This window comes from Pseudomonas sp. YL2, from assembly GCF_023063025.1.
Taxonomy (GTDB): domain Bacteria; phylum Pseudomonadota; class Gammaproteobacteria; order Pseudomonadales; family Pseudomonadaceae; genus Aquipseudomonas; species Aquipseudomonas putida_A.
This window is the reverse complement of the sequence record NZ_JAJSLU010000029.1, coordinates 1-25,357: the sequence shown is the minus strand read 5'-3', so window position 1 is coordinate 25,357 and position 25,357 is coordinate 1. Positions and strand designations below refer to the sequence as shown.

At 60.8% G+C, this 25,357-nt stretch carries 18 protein-coding genes; 4 read left to right on the top strand and 14 right to left on the bottom strand.

The window, feature by feature from the left end; translation table 11 throughout:
• Positions 1-7: 7 nt before the first annotated feature.
• The 14 genes from LVD08_RS27230 to LVD08_RS28085 all read right to left on the bottom strand — a co-directional run bounded on the left by LVD08_RS27230 (position 8) and on the right by LVD08_RS28085 (position 15,739).
• Complete coding sequence (locus LVD08_RS27230) at positions 8-904, bottom strand: antimicrobial resistance protein Mig-14 (RefSeq protein WP_098966896.1); 897 nt, start codon at positions 902-904, stop codon at positions 8-10.
• Complete coding sequence (locus tag LVD08_RS27225; protein ID WP_027611372.1) at positions 904-2,034, bottom strand: glycosyltransferase; 1,131 nt, start codon at positions 2,032-2,034, stop codon at positions 904-906. The genes LVD08_RS27230 and LVD08_RS27225 overlap by 1 nt, the downstream gene beginning before the upstream one ends.
• Positions 2,018-3,775 (bottom strand): carbamoyltransferase family protein, encoded by a 1,758-nt coding sequence (locus LVD08_RS27220; protein ID WP_007967355.1) that lies wholly within the window; start codon positions 3,773-3,775, stop codon positions 2,018-2,020. Before LVD08_RS27220 ends, LVD08_RS27225 begins: the two co-directional genes overlap by 17 nt.
• A gap of 225 nt (positions 3,776-4,000) precedes the next feature.
• Positions 4,001-4,855: a DUF3800 domain-containing protein gene (locus LVD08_RS27215; RefSeq protein ID WP_096794734.1), complete on the bottom strand. Its 855-nt coding sequence runs from the start codon at positions 4,853-4,855 to the stop codon at positions 4,001-4,003.
• Positions 4,856-4,860: 5 nt separating this feature from the next.
• Positions 4,861-5,196, bottom strand: coding sequence for a YceK/YidQ family lipoprotein (locus LVD08_RS27210; RefSeq protein ID WP_247269709.1), 336 nt, complete (start codon positions 5,194-5,196; stop codon positions 4,861-4,863).
• Between the two features lie 213 nt (positions 5,197-5,409).
• Complete coding sequence (locus tag LVD08_RS27205; RefSeq protein ID WP_247269708.1) at positions 5,410-6,861, bottom strand: lipopolysaccharide kinase InaA family protein; 1,452 nt, start codon at positions 6,859-6,861, stop codon at positions 5,410-5,412.
• Entirely contained in the window at positions 6,861-7,613 is a 753-nt protein-coding gene (locus LVD08_RS27200) for a lipopolysaccharide kinase InaA family protein (RefSeq protein ID WP_115988352.1), read from the bottom strand. The genes LVD08_RS27205 and LVD08_RS27200 overlap by 1 nt, the downstream gene beginning before the upstream one ends.
• On the bottom strand, positions 7,610-8,344 hold the full coding sequence (locus tag LVD08_RS27195) for a lipopolysaccharide kinase InaA family protein (protein WP_041065844.1): 735 nt from the start codon (positions 8,342-8,344) through the stop codon (positions 7,610-7,612). The genes LVD08_RS27200 and LVD08_RS27195 overlap by 4 nt, the downstream gene beginning before the upstream one ends.
• Complete coding sequence (gene rfaP / locus LVD08_RS27190; protein ID WP_096794729.1) at positions 8,344-9,150, bottom strand: lipopolysaccharide core heptose(I) kinase RfaP; 807 nt, start codon at positions 9,148-9,150, stop codon at positions 8,344-8,346. The genes LVD08_RS27195 and rfaP overlap by 1 nt, the downstream gene beginning before the upstream one ends.
• Positions 9,151-10,272, bottom strand: a complete 1,122-nt coding sequence (locus tag LVD08_RS27185) for a glycosyltransferase family 4 protein (protein ID WP_135294812.1) — start codon at positions 10,270-10,272, stop codon at positions 9,151-9,153.
• Positions 10,272-11,333 carry a lipopolysaccharide heptosyltransferase I gene (gene waaC / locus LVD08_RS27180; RefSeq protein WP_115988354.1) on the bottom strand — a complete coding sequence of 354 codons (1,062 nt, stop codon included), beginning with the start codon at positions 11,331-11,333 and terminating at the stop codon, positions 10,272-10,274. The genes LVD08_RS27185 and waaC overlap by 1 nt, the downstream gene beginning before the upstream one ends.
• A 1-nt stretch (position 11,334) precedes the next feature.
• Positions 11,335-12,369: a lipopolysaccharide heptosyltransferase II gene (waaF, locus tag LVD08_RS27175; RefSeq protein ID WP_047290935.1), complete on the bottom strand. Its 1,035-nt coding sequence runs from the start codon at positions 12,367-12,369 to the stop codon at positions 11,335-11,337.
• A 308-nt stretch (positions 12,370-12,677) separates the two neighbouring features.
• Entirely contained in the window at positions 12,678-15,617 is a 2,940-nt protein-coding gene (gene glnE, locus LVD08_RS27170; RefSeq protein ID WP_247269707.1) for a bifunctional [glutamate--ammonia ligase]-adenylyl-L-tyrosine phosphorylase/[glutamate--ammonia-ligase] adenylyltransferase, read from the bottom strand.
• Entirely contained in the window at positions 15,614-15,739 is a 126-nt protein-coding gene (locus LVD08_RS28085; protein ID WP_256198919.1) for a hypothetical protein, read from the bottom strand. The genes glnE and LVD08_RS28085 overlap by 4 nt, the downstream gene beginning before the upstream one ends.
• A gap of 262 nt (positions 15,740-16,001) precedes the next feature.
• On the opposite strand from LVD08_RS28085, the gene aceE reads away from it, so the two are divergent.
• The 4 genes from aceE (at position 16,002) to LVD08_RS27150 (ending at position 25,249) form a co-directional block, all read left to right on the top strand.
• On the top strand, positions 16,002-18,647 hold the full coding sequence (gene aceE / locus LVD08_RS27165; RefSeq protein ID WP_003220999.1) for a pyruvate dehydrogenase (acetyl-transferring), homodimeric type: 2,646 nt from the start codon (positions 16,002-16,004) through the stop codon (positions 18,645-18,647).
• A gap of 11 nt (positions 18,648-18,658) precedes the next feature.
• Positions 18,659-20,623: a dihydrolipoyllysine-residue acetyltransferase gene (gene aceF, locus LVD08_RS27160; RefSeq protein ID WP_247269706.1), complete on the top strand. Its 1,965-nt coding sequence runs from the start codon at positions 18,659-18,661 to the stop codon at positions 20,621-20,623.
• A 279-nt stretch (positions 20,624-20,902) separates the two neighbouring features.
• Complete coding sequence (locus tag LVD08_RS27155; RefSeq protein WP_247269705.1) at positions 20,903-22,300, top strand: alkaline phosphatase D family protein; 1,398 nt, start codon at positions 20,903-20,905, stop codon at positions 22,298-22,300.
• Between the two features lie 252 nt (positions 22,301-22,552).
• Entirely contained in the window at positions 22,553-25,249 is a 2,697-nt protein-coding gene (locus tag LVD08_RS27150) for a putative bifunctional diguanylate cyclase/phosphodiesterase (RefSeq protein WP_247269704.1), read from the top strand.
• The last annotated feature ends 108 nt before the right edge of the window (positions 25,250-25,357 follow it).

Genomic DNA, 25,357 nt, shown 5'->3' with positions numbered 1-25,357 from the left:
GGCTGACTCATACGGTGAACACCGGCACAGGATTGCACCAGCGATCCTTGTATTCACGGTCGGCGCGACCGAAGGAAAACCGCAGCGGCTTGTTCAGGGCGCGCGCGTGTTCCCAGGCGCTTTGCGTATTGAGGAAGCTCAACACGCTGCCGGGGCTGAATTCGCGGGTTTCGGGATCGACGCCGCCGTTGATGTACTCGACGCTGATCCACTCCGGCGCTTCGACGCGGTACACCAGTTGAATGGCGATCGGCGCATCGTTGAGAAAAATCACCGAGCCAATCAGCAGTTCGCGCAGCAGCTCGATGACTTCGGCCATGCGCGCCGCGCCGGTGGCCGGGAAGCCCCAGCGGCGCTGGAACAGATCACAGTAGATCGCCGCCAGTTCGGCACTGGAGAACTCGGCAACCGGACGCACCACGCCACCCGCCTCCTCCAGCAGGCGCAGTTCGCGGCGCTGGTTGTAGCGGAACTTCTTCGACAGTTCTTCGGGGGTGCGGGCCATGGCCAATTGTTCGGTCTGCAACTTGAGGCCGCTGAAGCGGTTTTCGTTGAGCGCCGACAGATAGCGTGCGCGATGGCGCAGGGGTGCCTGGGCATCGACCGCGGCCGGCAGGATCAGCTCGGCATTGCCGAGGTCGAACAGACCTTTCTTGCCGTTGCGCTTAAGCACGTCCTTGGACAGGGCCAGGTCGCGGCCCCAGGTCGGGATTGCCGCTTTGACTTCACCGTCCTGCTCCCAGGCCAGATAGCGCACCGGGATGCCGGCCAGATCAGCCAGACGCTCGACTACCAAAGGATGCGTCGCGACGCTGCCGCCAAATCGCTGCCAGACGGTGGCATAGGTGGAGGCGTCAACGGGCGACCAGCCACGTTCGCGCCAGCCTTGAAATCGGTTGAGCATCAGCCCCTCGGTGCCAGATCGGTAACTTGCGGCAGACGCCAGAAGGTGTCGCGCACCGCACGGTCGGAGAAACGCTCACGCAGGCGATCGAGCATCAGCTCGGCGCACTGCCGGCGTTGCTGATCATCCATACCGGCCAAATGTTGCAGGCCTTGTGCAAGGTGTTCGGCATCGCCCAGCGGGAACAGAATCCCCACACCTTCGACCACTTCCTTGGCCCCGCCACAGGCCGTGGCGAGCAACGGCACGCCAGCGGCCATGGCTTCGAGCAGCACCATGCCGAACGGTTCGTGATCGGAGCTCAGGGCAAACACATCGAAGGCGCGGAAGTAATTGCGCGCGTCCGGCACCTGGCCGAGAAACAGCACACGATCGCCGATGCCCAGCTCCCGGGCCAGCTCCTTGAGATCCTGTTCCAGACGGCCCTTGCCGAGAATCACCAGCTGACTGTTGCCCGGCAGACCGGGTAACGCCGCGGCAAAACCGTGCAGCAAGGTGGCCTGATCCTTGTCCGGGTGCAGCCGTCCGACGTTGCCGACAATGAACGCATCCGCCGCCAGACCCAGGGTCTCGCGGGCCTCGCGGGCCGACACCTGACTGGCCTGCAAGGCCGGCACATCGATGCGGTTGTACAAGGTCTGGATGCGAGTGGACGGCCATTTCGGCAGGCAGCGCCGCATGTCGTCGCGCACGGCATCGGAGACGCCGAGCAGACTCAAACGCTTGCGGAAAATGTGCGCGAACAGCTTGCGCGTGCCGCGTTTGTAATCGTCAAACGCGTGGTGCACGCCAATCACCGGCAGCGACGTGCCGAGCAAGGCGATGTAGATCGGCTTGAAGCGATGGGCGATGCAGAAACTGAAATTGCGTGAAGCGGCGATCTTGCGCAGATCGCCGATGGCGCCCAGCTTCAGGCCACGAATGGCCTTGGAGCTGTATTCCATGAACAACACTTCATCGGAAGCACACGCTGCGGCCACCTCGCTATCGGCGGCCCCGGTCAGAAAGACCGTGGTCACCCGATAACCGGTGCCCGCGAACAGGCTGGCGTACTGCCGTGCGCAGTCGAGGAACGGCCCGTCATAGCCGTGACAGAACTGCAGCACATGGCGTTCAGCCGAGCGAGTCATAAGCGTTTGCGCCCTCTTTGACCACCAGAATGTCTTCCATGATCAGGTACTGCAGATCGGAGCCGAAGAACATGTTCAGGGCGTCGGTCGGCGAGCAGATCATCGGCTCACCACGACGGTTCAGCGAGGTGTTCAGCGACACGCCGTTGCCGGTGAGGTTTTCCAGCGCCTTCATCATGTCGTAGTAGCGCGGGTTGTATTCGCGCTTGAGGACCTGGGCACGGGAAGTGCCGTCTTCGTGGACGACTTCCGGCACGCGGGTCTTCCACTCTTCCGCCACTTCGAAAGTGAAGGTCATGAACGGCGCCGGGTGATCGATCTTGATCATCTGCGGTGCAACGGTGTCGAGCATCGACGGGCAGAAAGGCCTCCAGCGCTCGCGGAACTTGATCTGGTGGTTGATCCGGTCAGCCACACCGGCCACGCTCGGGCAACCGATGATCGAACGACCACCGAGCGCACGCGGACCGAATTCCATGCGGCCCTGGAACCAGGCCACCGGGTTGCCATCGACCATGATCTTGGCGATCTGCTCCGGCATGTTGTCGAGCTTGCGCCAGGTCGGCTTGTTCTCGTGACGGGCGCACGCGGCGATCACGTCTTCGTTGCTGTACGACGGGCCGAGGTAGACGTGTTCCATCTTCTCGACCGGCACGCCACGGGCGTGGGACACATAGGCTGCTGCGCCGACCGCGGTACCGGCATCGCCGGACGCCGGTTGCACGAACAGTTCCTTGATGTCATCGCGGGCGATGATTTTCTGGTTCAGCTTGACGTTCAACGCACAGCCACCGGCGAAGGCCAGCTTGCCGGTTTCCTTGAGCACGTCGCCCAGGTAGTAGTCGATCATCTGCAACGCCAGTTTCTCGAACAGCGCTTGCATGCTCGCGGCGTAGTGGATGTACGGTTCGTCGGCAATATCACCTTCACGCTTCGGACCCAGCCACTCGATCAGCTTCGGCGAGAAGTAGAAGCCTTTGCCCTTCTCTTTGTAGCGACGCAGGCCGATCACGTTGGCGTAGTCGGTGTTGATCACCAGCTCGCCGTTCTCGAACGAGGCCAGACGCGAGAAATCGTATTTGCTGGCGTCGCCGTACGGCGCCATGCCCATGACCTTGAACTCGCCGTCGAGCATCTCGAAACCGAGGAACTCGGTGATCGCGCCGTACAGGCCGCCGAGGGAGTCCGGATCGAAGAATTCCTTGATCTTGTGGATCTTGCCGTTTTCGCCATAACCGAAGAAAGTCGTGGCGTACTCGCCCTTGCCGTCGATGCCGAGGATCGCGGTTTTCTCTTTGAAACCCGAGCAGTGGTAGGCGCTGGAGGCGTGAGCGAGGTGGTGCTCGACCGGCTCGATCTTGATCTTCTTCGGATCAAAACCCAGCTGCTCCAGGCACCAGACGATCTTGTTGCGATAGCGCTTGTAGCGACGGTTGCCCATCAGGATCGCATCGAGGGCGCGATCCGGTGCGTACCAGTAACGCTTGGCATAGTGCCAGCGGGCCTTGCCGAACAGGCTGATCGGGGCGAACGGAATCGCCACCACGTCAACGTCGGACGGCTTGATACCGGCCTGTTCCAGGCAGAACTTCGCCGATTCGTAGGGCATGCGGTTCTTTGCATGCTTATCGCGGACGAAGCGCTCTTCTTCAGCCGCCGCCACCAGCTTGCCGTCGATGTACAAGGCGGCTGAAGGGTCATGGCTAAGGGCGCCGGACAGGCCAAGAATCGTCAATGCCACAGGGTCTAGCCTCTTTAGTCTGCATTCAGGCGCGATGCGCCTCGAAAATTGATGTGCCCTCGCACCGGGCGAGAGACAGCTAAAGGGCGGGATTATAGCGTAAAAGCGCCGACAAGCCTCTAGCGGAACTGGCCGGCCTTTGCGTTGACACTCCCGAGCCTCTCAACATAGACTTCCGTGCAAATGGGCTGGGGGATCCCGGTCGGCGCTAATGCCTCGGTGAGATCACCGGGGCTTTTCGCTTTCTGGGGGAGGGAAAACCTTCAACCCCCAATTCTCGAAACCTTTCCCAACTTTATTCCGCCCACCGCTGCAATAGAACTTGCGCCTGAGCACATCAAACGCGCGATTTTCCTGACCCGCCCTCAAAACACTCATGCCGATCGGCCTTGCAACAAGATCAGCCAGCTGCAATCCGGTGGAATTGACTTGTTTTGTGGCGAAGACGATGTCAAACGGCAGTTGAACCCCCAATCGGTTAGACCCGCCACAAACCCTGCGAAACTCCAGCTCAAGCTCGTTATCCTCCCGCTTGCCTCGCCGCTCGAAAATCACATGCGTTAACACTTTATGTTGATGCTTTTCCTGCAAAAACTCATGCAGCGTTTCCAGACAGAAGCCGAGAGCCAAGTGGTAGGGGTTGTCCGCAGATGCCTGCTTTTCGCGCAGCAAGGCCTTGTCGATAACGCAACTGATCAGGACAAAATTGATGGCCTCGATAATGCAGGTCAATTCGTCGAGAAAGGCATGCTTGTGCACTCTCGAAGTGAACAGGCTGGAGAACGCTCCTTTTTCTTTTCGAATCTCCAGCTCATGCAGCACGATCAGATCGTGCCCCATATGGTTGAACTTGAATTTCTGGACAGCCGGAATGACCTTTTCGCAGTAATGCCTTTTTTGAAAGACGCAAAAAGCAAGCACGAATATAGGGTAATAGGGATCCAGCTTCTGCATCCCTTGATCACCGCTTTCATCAACATAGACGATGTAGTCGCTGTATCTCCCGGACGGATACAAGAGCGCTGCCGCTTCAACAATCGCTTGCGACTCGCTCTGGTTTTCAAACAGAGAAAATTGCAAAAAAGTTACCCGCGATCTGTTCGCCAATAGATGCCGATATTGCCATCCACGACCTGTTGATAAATCTTATACGGCAACACCACCGTATCCAGCACCCCGGACAATGGCAGGTCCAGCAACACGAATGGCACCAGGACGCCGGAGGGGTCAGGGGGCGCGTGGAGCACACAGAAGTCGAACGCCAGACCGCTGTAGATCCGTGGAATCGATTGGCAGTAGGTTTTCTGTTTGCGCATGTCGCGGGCGACGTCAGCGTCCATTTGCAGGACCGAGGCGGCGGTGCCGCAGCCGGATAAAAGCCATGCGCAGGTGCTGAGTGTTAAAGCGTTTTTGATGGTCAAGTCTTGCCCTCCGAAGTGGTCAGGGCAAGCTAGCATCGGGGCTGGAGCGGGCACAGTTCATGGCTTCTGGAGAAGCTGTAGGACAAGTCAGTGCAGTTTGTCCGCTATTGCTCAACGGGAGTTTTTTGGGGCTTTAAAGCCCTGTTGCGAGCAGGCTCGCTCCTACAGGGGAATGCTTTCCCATGTGGGAGCCAGCCTGCTGGCGAAGGCGGTTCAGGCCGCGCTGGAGATGTCCTTGGGCAATCGCTGATCGATCACCTGATACAGCGCGCTGCTCTCGGGCCAGTTGCGCATGAACCGTGCCCGATCCCGCGCATAGGCCGCTGCGAAACTTCCGACTGAGCTGTGCTGACACATCGAATCCAGATCGATCAGTGCCCAGCGATCTTCCTGCCAGAACAGGTTATGCCCCTTGAAGTCGCCATGGCTGATGCGCTCGGCAATCAACCGTGCGAACAGTTGATCCAGCGCCTGCAACTCGGATTCCGGCGCCGCACCGCTTTCCACATACGGCGCAAAGCGCTCGATGATGTCCGGCCCCGGCAGGAACTCGGTCACCAGATAAGCACGGCTGCGCAACCATAAAAAACGCTTTTCCAGCACCGCCAGCGGTTTCGGCGTGGCGATGCCGAGGAACGCCAGGCGATTGCCTTCACGCCACGAGTGCCACGCGCGGCTCGGACGCCAGAAACGCTTGAGCCAGTGCGCGAAGCCTTTGATGTTGTAGCGCTTGATCACCAGCGTACGCCCGGCCACTTCGACCTTGCCGACGCTCGCCGCGCCGCCGGTCTTGTACAGATGGCCCTGATCGAGCAATGCATCGGCCTGATCCAGCACCGGCAGCATCGCCGCTTCTTCCTCGCGACGGATCGCCCGCAGACCGAACGCACCGCGTTGCACACTGAACAACGTGCACTCGCGGCCCACCTTGATCAGATAATCCTTCAGGCGCCAGGCGCGGACCTTGGCGATTTGCTTCTGCAAGGCTTCCAGCGGCAACGCGTGTTCGCTGTTGCTCAGCAGGTAATACACCAGCAATTCTTCGGTGAACGGCTCCAGCGACTTGGGCAACTGGGCGAAAAACACCCCGAGGTTTTCCAGCACTTTCTGCCGCGACAGCGGCTGGCCAGCGGTCTCGGCGCAGATCCCGGCGCCATCGATCAGGTACAACTGACCGCCCTGGCGCAGCAGGTTGTCGAGGTGCAGATCTTCCTGCCACAGTCCTTTGCCATGCAGTTGGCCGATCGCGCCCAGCGCCTCGGCGAGTACCGCCGATTGCTCGTCCGCCAGCACCGGCAGTGATTCGACTTTCTGCCAGGCATCACCGAGGCTTTCAGCACCTTCGAGGAACTCGAACAGCAGCCAGCCGCCCTCGCCATCCTTCAGGCCATCAGCCAACAACAGCGGCGTGGTCAGACCTTGTTCGGCGAGCAACTTGACGCCCGCCAGTTCGCGCTGAAAATGCCGCGCAGCCTTGCTGCCCACCAGTAATTTGGCCAGCACCGGCCGCCCGCGCCAGACCCCGGCACCGACATAGCGCTGCCCGGGCAACACCCGCAGCAGATTCAGCAGTTGCAGATCCGCAGGACCGGCCGCATCAGCGAGGCTGATCGTCACCGGCAGACTCGGCGCACGTCCGGCGTTTTTCAGTTCGGACAAGCGCATCAACGGGTCTCCTTGCGACTGCGCCGTGCGGTCAGACGCGTCACCCAGCTGTCGACCAGCGAACTGTCGACTGGCTGATCGAGATAGGCCGCGAGCAACTCGCGCAATTGCGCTTCGCTCCATTCCGGCGCACGACGCAGCAGCGGCTCCAGATCCTTGACCCGGTCGCGCATGCCGAACAGCAGGGGTCGGGTCTTTTCCAGGTCGATCAACTGCGCCTTATACGCGTCGCCATCAGCCTGCAAAAAGATGTGCTTCGGATAAAAGCAGCCGTGCACCTGACGCACGCCGTGCAGCCGGCGCGCCAGCTGTCCACAGGCCTTGAGAATGGCCGATTGCTGCGCGGTGCTCAGCTCGGACCAGCGTTGCAGCAACGAGTCGAGATCATCCCAGCCGTCGAGGGCACGGGTCAGCAGGATCGCCTGGACATCGCCCTTGACCTTGCGCTCACCGAAGAACGCCGCTTGCAGCGCCGGGATCCCCAACTTGTTGTAGCGGCTGATGTTGCGAAACTCGCGGGCGAAACTCGGCTCGCCAAACGGCGCATGCAGGGTGCGGGTCAGGTAGTTGCTCTGGCGCTTGAGGTAGTAGGCCTGCCCTTCCAGCTCCAGGCGAAACACGCTGCTCCAGCCACCGCCATCGGTGTTCGGTTCGTCCACGGCTTCGAGCTGTTTGGCCCAGAGCGCGTCGAAAGTGCCGAGGCCATGACGCTCAAGTAGCGCCCGGTCTTCAGCAGCCAGGAAATCAGTCATTCGCGTCCCTCGAAAAATCTCACCACGTGGCGAATCCGTTTCTTGTCGGCGGCATTCAGCCGATCACGTCCGCGGTATTGCAGGTAGAAGCGCAGGCGCTGGGTGTTCGACAGGTGATACTTGGCCACCTTGTCGAGACAGGCCAGATCCTTGGTGATCCGGTATTTGAGCCAGAAGCCGCGCCAGAAATCGCCGTTCGGGCAGTCGATCAGAAACAGCTGCGCCTGATCGTCGATCAGCAAATTGCGCCACTTCAGATCGTTATGGGTAAAGCGGTGGTCGTGCATGGTTCTGGTGTAGCCGGCCAGTTGGCGGCTGATGCCATCGACCCACAGACGATCCTTGAGTTTCGGATCGTTGCGTTCGGCCAGCGCCGAGAGGTCTTCGGTGCGCGGCAGCTCGCGGGTGATCATGGCGCCACGGGCATAGGCCGCGCCACGTCGCTCCAGGCCCCAGGCCACCACTTCGGCGGTGGGAATGCCCCACTTGGCGAAGCGCTTGAGGTTCTGCCACTCCATCTTCACCCGGGGCTTGCCCAGGTAACGGCGCAAGCCTTTACCGGCGCCGACGTAGCGTTTGACGTAGTAATTCACGCCGTTACGCTGCACGCGGATGACTTCGGACAGCGGGTCGCGGGTCAGGCGCTCGCCCTGCAGGGCAAACACCGCTTCGAGGCTGCCGAAATCTTCGCTCAGTTCGCTGTATTGCGGTTCAAGCGTCCAACCCGCCATCAGAGCGCATCCCCGTAACGCTGTTTGCGCGCATAAAGCTTGTTGGCCTTGCCTTCGAGCCAACTCAGCAACGGCGCTTCTTCGGCGAGGATCTGGCGTAGCGGTTGCTGGAAGTAGCCTTTGAGGAAACGCAGCTTGTCGCGTCGGGTCAGGCCGATGTCCAGTGCCGAGAAATACAACGCGGCCAGATCCTTGTTGCGCCAGCGTTGAGTAATTCTTGGGCGAGTCTGGGCGCGGTGCAGGTCGATCACCGACAGCTTGAAATCGTCCGGGGTGATCGGCTTGTCGGTGTGCAGCAGAAAGTGGCAGATGTAGCAGTCGCGATGGTTGACCCCGGCGCGGTGCATCATGCCGGTCATGCGCGCCACTTCAGCGATCAGCGCGTGCTTGAGTTTCGGCTGCGGCGGGTTCTTGACCCAATCGATGCTGAAGTCTTCGAGGCTGATGGTCGGCGCCAGCTCTTCGGTGACGATGAACGAATGCTGATCCGCCGGGTTGCTGCCCTTCTCGCCGTAAGCCACGGCGGTCATGGTCGGCACGCCGACTTCCTGCAGACGCTGGATTGCCTTCCACTCCTGACCTGCGCCAAGCACCGGCAGCTTGGCGGTCAGCAGGTTCTTGAAAATCTCGCCCCAGCCGATGCCCCGGTGGATCTTGACGAAAAATCCGTTGCCGTCGACTTCCGTGCGCAGAGTCCGTCGAGCTTCCAGCTCGCGGTAGACTTCGCCCTGCAAGCCTTCGACTTCGGCGAACGGGTCGCGCCCGGCCCAAAGGCTCTTGAACGGTTCAGCCAGCATCAACTTCATTTAAGCGTGCTCCGCCAGAATCACATCGGCCGCGTGCTGCGGCATGCTGTAGAGGTCGGCCGTCTCGGCGAAAGCCAGACCATTGCGGCTCCAGGCCGCGCGTGCAGCGTCGTCATTCAACATGTCAGTCAGGTACTGCGTCAGTTGCGCCTGATCGAACGGCTCGTCCAGCACTCGCCCGGCGTCCGCCTCGGCAATGTAATGGGCGTAACCGCAGACCGCGCTGACCAGCACCGGCAACCCGGCGACCAGCGCTTCGAGCAATACTGTGCCGGTGTTTTCGTTGTACGCCGGGTGGATCAACAGGTCGGCGCCAAGCAGGAAGCGCGGGATATCGCTGCGGCCCTTGAGGAAGGTCACGTTGTCGCCCAGGCCCAAAGTCGTACTCTGCATCTGGAACAATTTGGGGTCATCCTGGCCGATTACAAACAGCCGGGTGCGCTTCTTCAGCTCGGCGGGCAGTGCAGCCAGCGCCTTGAGGCTGCGATCGACGCCCTTGGTCTTGAACCCGGAGCCGATCTGCACCAGCAGCAATTCATCGTCCTTGAGGCTGAATTCGGCGCGGAAACCGGCGCGAATCTGGTCGGCATCCGCCGGCCGGCGACGATCCTGGGCGATACCCGGTGGCAGCAGGTGGAAGCGCTCCAGCGGCGTGTCGTAGTGCTTGATGAACAGCGGCTGCTGCACTTCGGAAATCATCAGCACTTCGGTTTTCGCGTCTTTGGCGAACACCGCGCGCTCATACTCGGCGAAGTGGCGGTAGCGGCCCCAGCGGCGGTACAGCGAATGGCGCAGGTTCTGCGCCTTGTCTTCGAAGCAGCCGTCGGCGGCGTAGTAGACGTCCAGCCCCGGCATCTTGTTGAAACCGATCAAGCGGTCCACCGGACGCTTGGCCAGATCCGCTTCCATCCACGCCGTGAGTTTCTCGTTGCGCCGATGATTGAAGAACGCCTTGACCGGCGCCACCAGCACTTCGAAACCGGGCGGCACGTCGCCTTCCCAGATCAGCGTATAGACACGGATCTGATGGCCGCGCTTCTGGCATTCGAGGGCGATGCGCATGAAGTCGCGCTGCAAGCCACCGAACGGGAAATATTTGTACAGGACAAAAGCCAATTGCATCAGCGCAGCTCCTCAGCCATTAACAACGTGCTCAGTCGGCTGGCGACACGCTCGGGATTCAGACGCGTGAAGCACAGGGGCTGCTCGCGTTTCAGGTCAAACTGACGGGCATCCTGCGCGGTCGGTTGATACGTACATTTCTTTTGCAGGCAAGGGGCGCAGGGGAAATCACTGGCCATGTGAATCTGCACCTTGCCGTAGGCGCCAGTCAGGCCCGGATTGGTCGGGCCGAACAGCGAAATCGTCGGCACATCCAGCGCGGCTGCAAGGTGACCGAGACCGGTGTCCACCGCAACGCAAGCCTGGGCGCCGGCCAGCACTTTGCCGACCCCGGCCAGATTCAGCTTCGGCAACACTTCGGCGTGCTTGAAGCCAGCGGCAATCCGTTCGGCACGGGCCTTCTCCAGCGGGTTGCCCCACGGCAGTTTGACCCCGACGCCCAGATAGCCGACGCGTTCGGTCAGCTCGCGCCAGTAGGCTTCCGGCCAGTGCTTGGTGTCCCACGTGGTGCCGTGCAGGAACACCACGAACGCGCTCTTGCGCGGCAATTCCACCAGACGCTCGACGTTGAGGCCGTAGTCGCCCAACCCTTTGGGCAGGTCATAACCAAGGGCGATGGCGAACAACTGACGCACCCGTTCGACGGCGTGTTGCCCACGGGCCACCGCCAGTTTGCGATCGTAGAAACGTGCGGCAATCGGCTCACGCGCCGAGCCTTTGTCGAGACCAGCTACCGGGGCTTTGACGTAGCGCGTCAGCCAGGCGCTTTTCAGCAGGCCCTGAGCGTCGATCACCAGATCGTATTGGCTGGCGCGCACGCTTTGCTTGAAGCGCTTCCACTCGCCACTCTTGATGGTCTGCCAGAGGTTCTTGCGCCAGCGACGGATCGCCACGGGAATCACCTTGCCGACGGCCGGGTGCCAGGTCGGGATCTCGGCGAAGCCTTCTTCCACCACCCAGTCGAACTTGATCCCGGGGATGGCCCGGGCCGCGTCGGTCAGCGCCGGCAACGCGTGAATCACGTCGCCCAGCGATGAAGTCTTGATCAGCAATACCCGCAACTTAATGAACCTCGACCACGGAGCCCTGCAGTTTCTGCAAGGCATCGTTGACCGCGTCCGGCATCAGCTGGCGCAGGCAGTTGTAATGGCCGAACCGGCAGGTACGGTCGAAGCACGGGCTGCAATCGAGTCCCAAACGAACGATTTCGACGTGCTCGGCCAGCGGCGGGGTGAACCCCGGTGACGTAGAGCCGTAGACCGCCACCAGCGGACGGTTCAGCGCCGCCGCAACGTGCATCAGGCCGGAGTCGTTGGACACCACCGAGTCTGCGCAGGACAGCAGGTCGATGGCCTCGGCCAGCGAGGTACCGCCGCTGAGGTTGACTGATTCCTCACGCAGGCCGGGAATCAGCCGCGCGCGAATGTCTTCGCCTACCGCGTGGTCGTTTTTCGAGCCGAACAGCCACACCTGCCAGCCTTCGCGAATCCGCGCTTCGGCAACCTTGGCGTAATGCTCGGACGGCCAGCGCTTGGATTCGCCGAACTCGGCGCCGGGGCACAGGGCCAACACCGGACGGTCCAGAGTCAGGCCGAACTTGGCCAGCGCCGCTTCGCGGGTCACCGGATCGATTTGCAGGCTCGGACGCGGATAAGGCTTCGGCAGCTCGGCGTTCGGCTCGTAAGCCAGCGCCATGAAGCGCTCGATCATCAGCGGATAACGTTCTTTATCCAGCGTGCGCACGTCATTGAGCAGGCCGTAGCGGAATTCGCCACGCCAGCCGGTGCGTTGTTTGATGCCGGCGAAGAATGGCACCAGCGCCGACTTCAGCGAATTCGGCAGCAGGATCGCCTGATCGTACTGGCCGGCCAGGGACTTGCCGATTCGCCGACGCGTCGCCAGTTCCAGAGCGCCATGGCCGAGCGGAAAGCTCAAGGCCTTGCGCACTTCAGGCATGCGCTCAAGGATCGGCCGGCTCCACTCGGGGGCCAGCACGTCGATTTCGCATTGCGGGTGGCGCTGCTTGAGACACTGAAACAGTGTCTGCGCCATCACCATGTCACCGACCCAACTGGGCCCAACGATCAGAATATTCATGTGGTTTCCATAAACGAACCGGGGAGGCCAATGCCTCCCCGCCTCGAGAATCACTGAGGGAGCGGCGCTGCTTGCGATGGGTCATTACCTTCAACATGACTGTCGACTGTCACTCCGCTATCGCGAGCAGGCTCGCTCCCACATGGTTTTGCCTCTGTTCACACATCTGCGACTCACCGCAGATCTATTGTAGGAGTGAGCCTGCTCGCGATGGGGTCGTTACATTCAACATTGAAGTCGTCTGACACTCCGCTATCGCGAGCAGGCTCACTCCTACAGGGTTTTGCATTCATTCACACATCTGCGACTCAGCTTAGCCCCAACTCTTTCCAGATCCGCAATACCTGCCGGCGCTCCTCGACAAACTGGTCGCCTGCAATCACCCCGGCGTCCTTCTGCAAGGCCTGTCGGTGGGCGGCGGAGCGGTAGGCTTTATAGGCCTCGCGCAACAGGCTGGCATCTTCGGCAGGCATCAGCCCTTCGTGTTCCAGCTCTTCCAGAATGCGGATGTTATCGGTCCAGCGCAGCAATGGCGGGTGGCTGTGCGACCACGCCAGGGCCGCGTATTGCACCATAAATTCAATATCGACGATACCTCCGGCGTCCTGCTTGAGGTCGAACGGCGCCGTGGCCTCGAAGGCATTTGCCGCGGTGCCGGCCGCCGTGCTCTTGCTGCCGAGGTTATCGCGCATCTTGGCGCGCATCTCGCTGACTTCCTGTTGCAGCTTCGCCAGATCCCGCGCCTTGCCCAAAACCTGCGCGCGGACTTTCTCGAAGGCCTGGCCGACATCCTGACTGCCGACCAGCACCCGCGCCCGCACCAGAGCCTGATGTTCCCAGGTCCAGGCTTCATTTTCCTGATAGCGCTCAAACGCCCCGAGCGAACTGACCAACAGCCCCGACGCGCCGGACGGGCGCAAACGCATGTCCACTTCATACAGCTGACCGGAGTTGGTCTGCGCCGTCAGCAAGTGAATGATCCGCTGCCCCAGCCGGGTGAAGAACTGTGCGCCATCGATCGGCTTCGGCCCGTCGGTTTCCGCCTGCGGATCACCGTCATGGATGAACACCAGGTCCAGGTCCGAACCATGCCCCAGTTCCAGCCCGCCGACTTTGCCATAACCGACAATGATGAAGCCGGGATCGCACAAACTGCCGTCAGTGCGCAGCGGCGTGCCGTACTTGGCCACCGTCTGACGCCAGGCCAGCGCCAGCACTTGCTCGAGAATCGCTTCGGCGAGCCAGGTCAGGTAATCACTGACTTTCATCAACGGCAGACTGCCGGCGATTTCCGAGGCGGCGACGCGCAAGCGGTGCGCCAGTTTGAAGTGACGCAGGGCTTCCATCTGCTGTTCGAGGTCATCTTCGGGGATCCGCGTCAGGCGCTCGCGCAATTCGGCGGCCAGTTCCGGGGCCAGTGGCGGCTTGAACAGCCGGCCTTCATTGAGCAACTCGTCGAGCAGCAACGGGAAACGGGTGATCTGTTCGGCAATCCACGGACTGGCCGCACACAGCGTCAGCAAACGCCGCAGGGCGCCGGGGTTTTCCGTCAGCAACACTAAATAAGCCGAACGTCGGGCCACGGCTTCGACCAGTGGCAGCACCCGTTCCAGCACCAGATCCGGGTTGTCATGCTCCACCGCCTGGGCCAGCAGACGCGGAATAAAAGCATCGAGACGCTCGCGACCCAGCCGTTGCATCGCACGCAACTGCGGGCTGCCGCGCAAACCGGCCAGCGCCTTCAGGGCCTTGGTCGCATCAGCAAAGCCGCCCTCTTCGAGCTGTCGGCAAGCGGCCTCTTCATCCTGCTCCTCTTCCCACAGCGGCAACCATTCACCGCCCACTACCACTTCGCAGTCGGCGCCCTCTTCTTCATCGGGATCGGCGATCACCTGCGCAAAGTGCCAGGCCACCCGACCACGCCAGAACATCAGCTTTTCATGGAAGGCGTGCCAATCGGCGAAGCCGAGCATGAACGCGATGCGCGCCTGATCCTGAGCGCCGTCCGGCAACATCTGGGTCTGGCGGTCGGCAATCGCCTGGATCGCGTGTTCGGTGTAACGCAGGAATTCGTAACCTTCGCGCAGCTCGCTGATCACCGCCGGCGGCAGGTAGCCCTGTCCTTCCAGCGTGCTCAGCACCTTTAATAGAGGACGCTGTTGCAGGCTGAGGTCGCGCCCGCCGTGAATCAACTGAAAAGCCTGGGCAATGAACTCGACTTCGCGGATCCCGCCGGAGCCGAGTTTGATGTTGTCGGCCATGCCTTTGCGCCGCACTTCCTGCTGGATCAGCTGCTTCATGGTGCGCAGCGCTTCGATCGCCGAGAAGTCCAGGTAACGGCGGTAAACGAACGGGCGCAGCATATCGAGCAACTGCGCGCCAGCCGCTTGATCGCCAGCCACCACCCGCGCCTTGATCATCGCGTAGCGTTCCCAGTCGCGGCCCTGATCCTGGTAATACTGTTCCAGCGCATTGAAGCTCAGCACCAGCGCGCCGGACGAACCGTACGGGCGCAGGCGCATGTCGACGCGGAACACGAAGCCGTCGACGGTCATCGGGTCGAGGGCCTTGATCAGGCGCTGACCGAGACGAATGAAGAATTCCTGATTATCCAGCGCGCGTTTCACGCCGACGGTTTCGCCGCCCTCGGGGTAGGCGAAAATCAGGTCGATGTCCGACGACAGGTTCAGCTCGACCGCGCCGAGCTTGCCCATACCAAGAATGACCATCTGCTGCGGCAGACCGCTGCGCCGACCGGTCGGCGTACCGAACTGCTGGCAATGGCGGCTGTACAGCCATTGGTAGGCCTGATCGATGGTGGCGTCGGCCATGTCCGACAGATCGCGACAGGTCTGCACCAGATCGGCCTGGCGGTTGAGGTCACGCCAGATGATCCGCACTTGATGGCGTGCGCGCTGGCGGCGCAGGACGCGCCCGAGTTCGTCTTCGCTTTGCGCGGTGTTCACGGCGGCGGCAATCTGCGCGCACAATTCACCCGGTGCGAACGGCCGGTCGAGTTCGCCGGACTGCACCAGTGACAACAACATCAAAGGGTCACGAACGCTCTGTTCAATAACGAAATCGCTGGCGGCACTGACGCGGGCGAATTGCGCCCAGCGTTCCGGGGTCCAGTTGGAGAAGCCGTGATCGTCTTCCAGCGCGGCGACGGCCGCACGGAACGACTGCTCGGATCGAGTGACCAACGGCAGGAGAATGGCGGGGAGTTCAGCGAGCACGGGCAGGGTCATGGTCTATCCTTGATCGGCGTGTAAATGGCCGCTTGTAGTGTTTGATGAAAACCCGCTACGCGAAGGACTGTCGAACAAAAGTTAGAAATAGCTGAAATTTCTTCTTCTTTGGCATCCAGCATCAAACTTTCACCTTTTTCGGATGGTAATCGACCAACCTTAACGATTATTCTCACAACGCAGTCGGAGGCCACAAGCCTTTCCTCTGTAGTTTTACTACTCGTCTATACAGGCGAAAGGCTGAAATGCTCAAAGATTTGTAGTAAAACTACACGCCGCCGGAACAACCTGTCGGCAATCCAAGAATTTTAAATCGTCTGCCCACAAGGCCAGTCGCAAACTCAGGCAACCGATTCTGGAAGCCTTTCCGCCCTGGAGCAAGCCATGCAAGACCTCGATCCCGTCGAAACCCAGGAATGGCTGGACGCCCTGGAATCGGTTCTCGACAAAGAAGGCGAAGACCGTGCTCACTATCTGATGACCCGTATGGGTGAACTGGCGACCCGCAGCGGTTCGCAGCTCCCTTACGCCATCACCACGCCTTACCGCAACACCATCCCGGTAACCCACGAAGCACGCATGCCTGGCGACCTGTTCATGGAACGCCGCATTCGCTCGCTGGTACGCTGGAACGCGATGGCCATGGTAATGCGTACGAACCTGAAAGATTCTGACCTGGGTGGTCACATCTCCAGCTTCGCTTCCAGCGCGACCCTGTATGACATCGGCTTCAACTACTTCTTCCAGGCCCCGACCGACGAACACGGCGGCGACCTGATCTACTTCCAGGGCCACACCTCGCCAGGCGTTTACGCCCGTGCATTCATGGAAGGCCGCATCACCGAAGACCAGATGAACAACTTCCGCCAGGAAGTCGACGGTCAGGGCCTGTCGTCCTACCCGCACCCTTGGCTGATGCCTGACTTCTGGCAGTTCCCGACCGTATCCATGGGTCTGGGTCCGATCCAGGCGATCTACCAGGCACGCTTCATGAAGTACCTGGAACACCGCGGTTTCATCCAGCCGGGCAAACAGAAAGTCTGGTGCTTCCTGGGCGACGGCGAGTGCGACGAGCCGGAATCCCTGGGCGCGATCTCCCTGGCCGGCCGCGAGAAGCTGGACAACCTGATCTTCGTCATCAACTGCAACCTGCAGCGCCTCGACGGCCCGGTTCGCGGCAACGGCAAGATCATCCAGGAACTCGAAGGCGTGTTCCGCGGTGCACAGTGGAACGTGACCAAAGTCATCTGGGGCCGTTTCTGGGACCCACTGCTGGCCAAAGACGTCGACGGCATCCTGCAACGTCGCATGGACGAAGTCATCGACGGCGAGTACCAGAACTACAAAGCCAAAGACGGCGCGTTCGTTCGCGAGCACTTCTTCAACACGCCTGAACTCAAGGCGATGGTTGCCGATCTGTCCGACGACGAGATCTGGAAACTCAACCGTGGCGGCCACGACCCGTACAAGGTCTATGCGGCGTACCACGAAGCGGTCAACCACAAAGAACAACCAACCGTCATCCTGGCCAAGACCATCAAGGGTTATGGCACCGGTGCCGGCGAAGCGAAAAACACTGCGCACAACACCAAGAAAGTCGACGTCGACAGCCTGAAGCTGTTCCGCGACCGCTTCGACATCCCGGTCAAGGACGAAGAGCTGGAGAACCTGCCGTTCTTCAAGCCAGAGCCAAACAGCGCCGAAGCCCGCTACCTGAGCGAGCGCCGTGCCGCACTGGGCGGTTTCGTACCGCAGCGCCGCGCGCAGAGCTTCAGCGTACCGACCCCGGACCTGGACACCCTGAAAGCCATCCTCGATGGTTCGGGCGACCGTGAAATTTCCACCACCATGGCCTTCGTGCGGATCCTCGCGCAACTGGTCAAGGACAAGGAAATCGGCCCGCGCATCGTGCCGATCATCCCGGACGAAGCCCGTACCTTCGGTATGGAAGGCATGTTCCGTCAGTTGGGCATCTACTCCTCCGTCGGCCAGCTCTACGAGCCAGTCGATAAAGACCAGGTGATGTTCTACAAGGAAGACCAGAAAGGTCAGATCCTTGAAGAAGGCATCAACGAAGCAGGCGCCATGAGTTCCTTCATCGCTGCCGGTACTTCGTACTCCAGCCACAACCAGCCGATGCTGCCGTTCTACATCTTCTACTCGATGTTCGGCTTCCAGCGTATCGGTGACCTGGCCTGGGCCGCTGGCGACAGCCGTACCCGTGGTTTCCTGATCGGCGGCACCGCCGGCCGTACCACCCTGAACGGTGAAGGCCTGCAGCACGAAGACGGTCACAGCCACCTGCTGGCCGCGACCATCCCGAACTGCCGCACCTACGATCCGACCTACGGCTACGAGCTGGCGGTGATCATTCAGGACGGCATGAAGAAGATGACCGAAGAGCAACAGGACATCTTCTACTACATCACCGTGATGAACGAGTCGTACCAGCAGCCAGCCATGCCGGCCGGTGCCGAAGAAGGCATCAAGAAAGGCATGTATCTGCTCGAAGAAGACACCCGCGATGCGGCGCATCACGTACAACTGATGGGCTCCGGCACCATCCTGCGTGAGGTACGTGAAGCGGCGAAGATTCTGCGTGAAGAGTTCAACATCGGCGCCGACGTATGGAGCGTCACCAGCTTCAACGAACTGCGTCGCGACGGCCTGGCCGTAGAGCGCAGCAACCGTCTGAAGCCTGGCCAGAAGCCTAAGCAGAGCTACGTTGAAGAGTGCCTGAGCGGCCGTAAGGGTCCGGTGATTGCTTCTACCGACTACATGAAGCTGTTCGCCGAGCAGATCCGTCAGTGGGTACCGTCCAAGGAATTCAAAGTCCTGGGCACCGACGGTTTCGGCCGCAGCGACAGCCGCAAGAAACTGCGTCATTTCTTCGAAGTCGACCGTCATTTCGTGGTGTTGGCAGCCCTGGAAGCACTGGCTGACCGTGGTGATATCGAACCTAAAGTCGTGGCCGAGGCCATCGTCAAGTTCGGCATCGACCCGGAAAAACGCAACCCACTGGACTGCTGAGGAGACATTTTGTGAGCGAACTCATTCGCGTACCTGACATCGGCAGCGGTGAAGGTGAAGTAATTGAACTGTTTGTGAAGGTCGGCGACCGTATCGAAGCCGACCAGAGCATCCTGACCCTGGAATCGGACAAGGCCAGCATGGAAGTGCCGGCCCCGAAAGCCGGCGTCATCAAGAGCCTGAAAGTCAAGCTGGGCGACCGTCTGAAAGAAGGCGACGAACTACTCGAGCTGGAAGTCGAGGGCGCCGCGCAAGCGGCCCCTGCACCTGCTGCTGCACCGGCTGCAAAAGCTGAAGCCAAACCGGCTGCCGCTCCTGCTGCTGCCGCGCCAGCCGCTGCCCCTGCTGCCGCTTCGGTGCAGCAAGTGCACGTGCCGGACATCGGTTCGTCGGGCAAGGCGCAGATCATCGAGATCCAGGTCAAGGTCGGCGACACCGTCGAGGCTGATCAATCTTTGATCACCCTGGAATCCGACAAGGCGAGCATGGAAATCCCGTCGCCTGCCGCGGGCGTGGTCAAGGCCATCAGCGTCAAGCTCAACGACGAAGTCGGCACGGGCGACCTGATTCTGGATCTGGAAGTGGCGGGTGCTGCGGCGCCTGCTGCGGCCGCTCCGGCTCAGGCTGCTGCTGCGCCGGCCGCTGCCGCTGCGCCTGCTCCTGCGGCAGCCCCGGCTGCTCCAGTGGCTGACAGCGTTCAGGACATCCATGTTCCGGACATCGGTTCGGCCGGCAAGGCCAAGATCATCGAAGTGTTGGTCAAGGCTGGCGACAGCGTTGAAGCCGACCAGTCGCTGATCACCCTCGAATCCGACAAGGCAAGCATGGAAATCCCATCGCCTGCCGCTGGCGTGGTGGAAAGCATTTCCATCAAGCTGGACGACGAAGTCGGCACCGGCGACCTGATCCTCAAGCTGAAAGTCAAAGGCGCAGCCCCTGCTGCTGCCCCGGCTCCAGCTGCCGCTGCGCCAAGTGCTCCGGCACCGGCCGCTGCGGCTCCGGCAGCCGCAGCACCTGCTGCTGCCGCTCCGGTTGCTGCGCCGGCCAAGCCAGGCGCGAAAGTTCACGCCGGCCCTGCCGTGCGTCAACTGGCCCGTGAGTTCGGCGTCGAGCTGAGCGCCGTTGGCGCCAGCGGTCCGCACGGTCGCATTCTGAAAGAAGACGTGCAGGTTTACGTCAAGGCGATGATGCAGAAGGCCAAGGAAGCACCGGCCGCTGCTGGCGGCGCAACCGGTGGCGCGGGCATCCCGCCGATTCCGGTCGTGGACTTCAGCCGCTTCGGTGAAATCGAAGAAGTGCCGATGACCCGCCTGATGCAGGTCGGCGCTGCCAACCTGCACCGCAGCTGGCTGAACGTGCCGCACGTGACGCAATTCGACTCGGCGGACATCACCGAGCTGGAAGCCTTCCGTGTTGCGCAAAAAGCCGTCGCCGAGAAGGCCGGCGTCAAGCTGACCATCCTGCCGCTGCTGCTCAAGACCTGCGCGCACCTGCTCAAGGAGCTGCCGGACTTCAACAGTTCGCTGGCGCCAAGCGGCAAGGCGATCATTCGCAAGAAGTACGTCAACATCGGTTTCGCGGTAGACACTCCGGATGGCCTGCTGGTCCCGGTGATCAAGAACGTCGACCAGAAGAGCCTGCTGCAACTGGCTGCTGAAGCGGCTTCGCTGGCTGAAAAAGCCCGCACCAAGAAGCTGTCTTCGGACGAGATGCAAGGCGCCTGCTTCACCATTTCCAGCCTCGGCCACATTGGCGGCACCGGCTTCACGCCGATCGTCAACGCGCCGGAAGTGGCGATCCTCGGTGTTTCCAAGGCAACCATCCAGCCAGTCTGGGACGGCAAAGCCTTCCAGCCGAAACTGATGCTGCCACTGTCGCTGTCCTACGATCACCGTGTGATCAACGGCGCCGCCGCTGCACGCTTCACCCAGCGTCTGGGCAGCCTGCTGGGCGACATCCGCACCATCCTGCTGTAAAGCGTTCGGCCCTCCGGCAACGGAGGGCCGATTGCGTCCCACGTTTTCGAGCGCCACACGCTCGTACCTCAACCCCGTCAGTTTGACGGGGCTTTTTTTGCCCGAAGAAAAGTTACAACGCTTTTATTCCTACAACTTCGGTCTACTTAAGCCACGAGTCCAGTCCACTTCGCGCCGATATTTTTTATCCGCCGACAACTAACCTTGGCGGCACAAGTTAAACGAATAACTTGCTAAACACTGACCGTTATTCAAGTATCAATTCGAACGGATTCGAACATGTTAAAACCAACTGTCGGCCCGATTATTGGCCATACAACAACTAATCACGCACGCATCTTCATGCGCGGCGACTCGCAAAACAACGCCACCACATTTGCCGGCCTGCGTTATCGAAAGCGCGACAGCAATCAATGGTCAAATAGCCTTTTTTCCCGTTTAAGTGCTTTGCGCGATTTTTGCCAGGTCTTTTCATTGAATAACCTGGAGAGCCATTGCGAATACGAATACCAGACGGGCTGGTTCAGCCCCATGAGCCCGGTGCATACCGTCGAGAGCATCGCCGAATTGCCTCTGCAATGGCCGCGCGAGATCTACCGCTTTCGCACCCGTGCCAGCGACGCCGCGCAGCCACGCGCTTATATCATCGGCTCCTGTCGCTACTTGCGCATGACCGCCGGCATTGCTTCCCTGCCCCAAATTGGCGACCGTATATTCGCCTCGATCAATCAGTTGATCGAAGGCGCCGAGCCGCCGATCAGCGCCACCCTGATGACCGGAGACCAGATCTATGTCGACGACCTCAACCTGATTGCCCCGGATCGCGAATACAAGGACATCCTCGACAAATATCGCGCGGCCTTCTCGCAACCGAATATTCAGCGGCTGATGTCCGGCACTTCGACTTACATGATCCTCGACGACCACGAAATTGAAGACAACTGGCCGGCGAACGCCAGTAAGTCCGATCATGAGTTATATCGCAATGCAATGGCGGCGTATGAGTTGTATCAAACCAGTCATAGTCCGGCGCATGAACTAACAGTTGATGGCGAGATTGATCATTCAAAACTGGCGCATTACTGGTATCAGTTCAGCGATGGCGATATTGAATGGTTTGTCACTGATAGCCGCACTCGGCGCAACCTGGCTGCTGATGATCGACGCATCCTGGACAGCGAGCAGGAACTGGCCCTGGTTGCCTGGCTGAGCAACAGCAAGGCACGGGTCAAATTCGTGGTCACCAGCGTGATGTTCTATCCGGATCGCAAACTGCACGGCGACGATGCGTGGAAAGCCTTCCCGGCGCAGCGCCTGCGCCTGCTGGAAACCATTCGCACCCGACAGATCAGGAATGTCGTATTCGTCTCGGGCGACGTGCACGGCTCGCTGACCTCGCGCCTGACCCATAGCGAAGACCCGGACTTCGAAGTCCACACCATCGTCTCCTCGCCGTTGTGTAACAGCAAACTTTTGCCCTATGCCACGGCGTCGACGTTCATCCTTGATCAGCCACTGGTACGCACTGCGGCGGGTGACTATCAACATGAGTTGACCAGCACTGTGGTCAGCGAAGACAACTTCGCCCATGTAGTGGTCGAGGCTGATCAGATTTTGATCAATTACCATGATCGAGATGGCAAGAAGCTGCAATCGCTCAGCCTGAAATTACGTTGAATCTAAAAGATCGCAGCCTTCGGCAGCTCCTGAAGGACATCGTATATCCCTGCAGGCGCTGCCGCAGGCTGCGATCTTTTGCTCTTTTCAACCACCCACTGGAGAAATGCCCCGAGCGGCCGACACATTCTTATAGCACTTGGCCTTCATCTCTCTTGTCAGTCGGTGCCGCAATGATGCAACCTTGCCGCAGGCAACAGTAAAGAGGGCGAGAGCCCGGCGCGTTCAGCATATTTCCAAGCGAGTTCCTTCATGAAGAGCCAACCCGATGCCGCCAGCCGTATGGCGGCCGAGGTAGTGACGCAGTTGCCTGTGCCCTCGCGGCTCGGCATGCTGCGTTTCGAGCGCTTGAATGAAGCCAGTTGGGCGATGCTGTTTCTCGACCCCAATTGCGAACGTCAATTCGGCCAGCCGGCCGTCGAGCTCTGTGCGCTGGTCGGTTCACCGTATGCCAGCCTGATGGAGCCTGAAGCGCGCTATCAGTTGCACGACGCGATCCAGCAGCAACTGCGCGACAGCCCGCATTATCTGGTGCGCTACACCCTGCACACCGCTGCGGGCGTGCTGAGCATCCTCGAACTGGGCGAAGCCTATAAACAGCACAATCGACACTTGCTGCGCGGTTATTTGCTGGCGGTCGATGACGTGTTCGACGAAGCGCCAACGCTGCCGTCCGTTGACCTCGAAACCCAGAACTCGCGCCTGCAGATCGCCCTCGAACTCAACCAGCGCGCCCAGCAGGAACAATTGCAGCACCTTGATCGGGTGCGCGCCCAGCAGGATCTGATTCTGCTGCTCGCCCGCCAGCGCTACAGCAGCCACAACTCGCTGCAGGAAGCCGCCGAACTGATCACCCGCTGCGCCTGCGATATCTATGAAATCGACTGCGCCAGCCTGTGGAACCTCGAAGGCAATCTGCTGGTGCCGATTTCCGCGTATCACCGCGCGACGCAGGAATACATCCTGCCGGAGGTGATCGACATCAGCGGTTTCCCCGACTACATGGAGGCCCTGCACGGCAGCCGCGCCATCGACGCGCATAATGCGATGCGCGACCCGCGCACCCGTGAGATGGCCGAAGCCCTGCGCCCGCGTGACGTCAACGCCATGCTCGACGCCAGCATCCGCGTCGACGGCCAGGTGGTCGGCGTGCTCTGTCTGGAGCAGACCGGCGTCACCCGCGCCTGGCAGTCCGACGAAATCGCCTTTGCCGGTGAGCTGGCCGACCAGTTCGCCCAGGTCATCAACAACCACAACCGCCGCACCGCCACCAGCGCCCTGCACCTGTTCCAGCGTGCGGTCGAGCAAAGTGCCAACGCCTTTCTGCTGGTCAATTGCGACGGCGTGGTCGAGTACGTCAACCCGAGCTTCACCGCGATCACCCAGTACTCCACCGAGGAAGTCCACGGCCAGCGCCTGTCGGAGCTGCCGGCGCTGGAAAACCTCAGCGAGCTGCTGTTCGACGCTCCCTCGGCGCTGGCCAAGAGCAACAGCTGGCAGGGCGAATTCAAGAGCCGGCGCAAAAACCTCGAACCGTACTGGGGCCAGTTGTCGATCTCCAAGGTGTACGGCGACAACCGTGAGCTGACGCACTACATCGGCATCTACGAAGACATCACCCAGACCAAACTGGCGCAGCAGCGCATCGAACGTCTGGCCTACACCGACAACTTGACCAACCTCGGCAACCGCCCGGCGTTTATCCGCAATCTGGACGAACGCTTCGCCCGCGACAGCGATACGCCGATCAGCCTGCTGCTGGTGGACATCGACAACTTCAAACGGATCAACGACAGCCTCGGGCACCAGACCGGTGACAAGTTGTTGATCAGCCTCGCCCGGCGCCTGCGCAACAGCCTCAGCCCGAGTGGCAGCCTCGCGCGCTTCGCCAGTAACGAATTCGCCGTGCTGCTCGACGATACCGACCTCGCCACCGGCCAACAGATCGCCAACCAATTACTGGCGACCCTCGACAAACCGATGTTCGTCGACAACCAGCTGATCAGTGTCACCGGCTCCGTGGGCCTGGCCTGTGCGCCGCTGCATGGTCGCGATCCGCAGACCCTGATGCGCAACGCCGGTCTGGCCCTGCACAAGGCCAAGGCCAACGGCAAACACCAGGTGCAAGTCTTCACCGAAGCACTCAACGCCGAGGCCAGCTACAAGCTGTTCGTCGAGAACAACCTGCGCCGCGCCCTGACCCAGAACGAGCTGGACGTGTTCTACCAGCCCAAGCTGTGCCTGCGCAGCGGTCGCCTGCTAGGCATGGAAGCGCTGCTGCGCTGGAACCACCCGGAACGCGGGATGATCCGCCCGGATCAGTTCATCAGCGTTGCCGAAGAAACCGGCCTGATCATTCCGATCGGCAAGTGGATTGCGCGTCAGGCCTGCCGCATGAGCAAGGCGCTGACCGCCGCCGGCATGGGCAACCTGCAAGTGGCGATCAACCTCTCGCCGAAGCAGTTCTCCGACCCGGATCTGGTCGCCTCGATCGCCAACATCCTCAAGGAAGAGGCGCTGCCGGCCAATCTGCTCGAACTGGAGCTGACCGAAGGCCTGTTGCTGGAAGCCACCGAAGACACTCACTTGCAACTTGATCAGCTCAAGCGTCTGGGCCTGACCCTGGCCATGGACGACTTCGGCACCGGTTACTCGTCGCTCAGCTACCTGAAGAAATTCCCGATCGACATCATCAAGATCGATCGAAGCTTTATCCACGAAATCCCCGACAACCAGGACGACATGGAAATCACCTCCGCGGTGATCGCCATGGCCCACAACCTGAAGCTCAAAGTCGTGGCTGAAGGCATCGAGACCGCCGAGCAACTGGCGTTCCTGCGTCGCCACCGTTGCGACGTCGGCCAGGGCTACCTGTTCGACCGGCCGATCCCCGGCGCCGAGCTGATCCAGGCGCTCAAGCGCTACCCGCGCGGCCCGCTCTGCCTCTAGACCCAAAGATACCCTGTCGATGAACTCCCCTTGTGGGAGCGGGCTTGCTCGCGAATGCGGTGGGTCAGCAGAGAAAATGTTGAATGACACACCGCATTCGCGAGCAAG

Bases quoted from the DNA above. Each gene is read 5' to 3' on its own strand.
- glnE (WP_247269707.1), bottom strand. From the start codon at position 15,617: ATGACCCTGCCCGTGCTCGCTGAACTCCCCGCCATTCTCCTGCCGTTG.
- aceE (WP_003220999.1), top strand. From the start codon at position 16,002: ATGCAAGACCTCGATCCCGTCGAAACCCAGGAATGGCTGGACGCCCTG.
- LVD08_RS27230 (WP_098966896.1), bottom strand. From the start codon at position 904: ATGCTCAACCGATTTCAAGGCTGGCGCGAACGTGGCTGGTCGCCCGTT.
- LVD08_RS27225 (WP_027611372.1), bottom strand. From the start codon at position 2,034: ATGACTCGCTCGGCTGAACGCCATGTGCTGCAGTTCTGTCACGGCTAT.
- waaF (WP_047290935.1), bottom strand. From the start codon at position 12,369: ATGAATATTCTGATCGTTGGGCCCAGTTGGGTCGGTGACATGGTGATG.
- LVD08_RS27150 (WP_247269704.1), top strand. From the start codon at position 22,553: ATGAAGAGCCAACCCGATGCCGCCAGCCGTATGGCGGCCGAGGTAGTG.
- LVD08_RS28085 (WP_256198919.1), bottom strand. From the start codon at position 15,739: ATGCTGGATGCCAAAGAAGAAGAAATTTCAGCTATTTCTAACTTTTGT.
- LVD08_RS27155 (WP_247269705.1), top strand. From the start codon at position 20,903: ATGTTAAAACCAACTGTCGGCCCGATTATTGGCCATACAACAACTAAT.
- rfaP (WP_096794729.1), bottom strand. From the start codon at position 9,150: ATGAAGTTGATGCTGGCTGAACCGTTCAAGAGCCTTTGGGCCGGGCGC.
- LVD08_RS27200 (WP_115988352.1), bottom strand. From the start codon at position 7,613: ATGACTGATTTCCTGGCTGCTGAAGACCGGGCGCTACTTGAGCGTCAT.
- LVD08_RS27185 (WP_135294812.1), bottom strand. From the start codon at position 10,272: ATGCAATTGGCTTTTGTCCTGTACAAATATTTCCCGTTCGGTGGCTTG.
- LVD08_RS27205 (WP_247269708.1), bottom strand. From the start codon at position 6,861: ATGCGCTTGTCCGAACTGAAAAACGCCGGACGTGCGCCGAGTCTGCCG.
- LVD08_RS27195 (WP_041065844.1), bottom strand. From the start codon at position 8,344: ATGGCGGGTTGGACGCTTGAACCGCAATACAGCGAACTGAGCGAAGAT.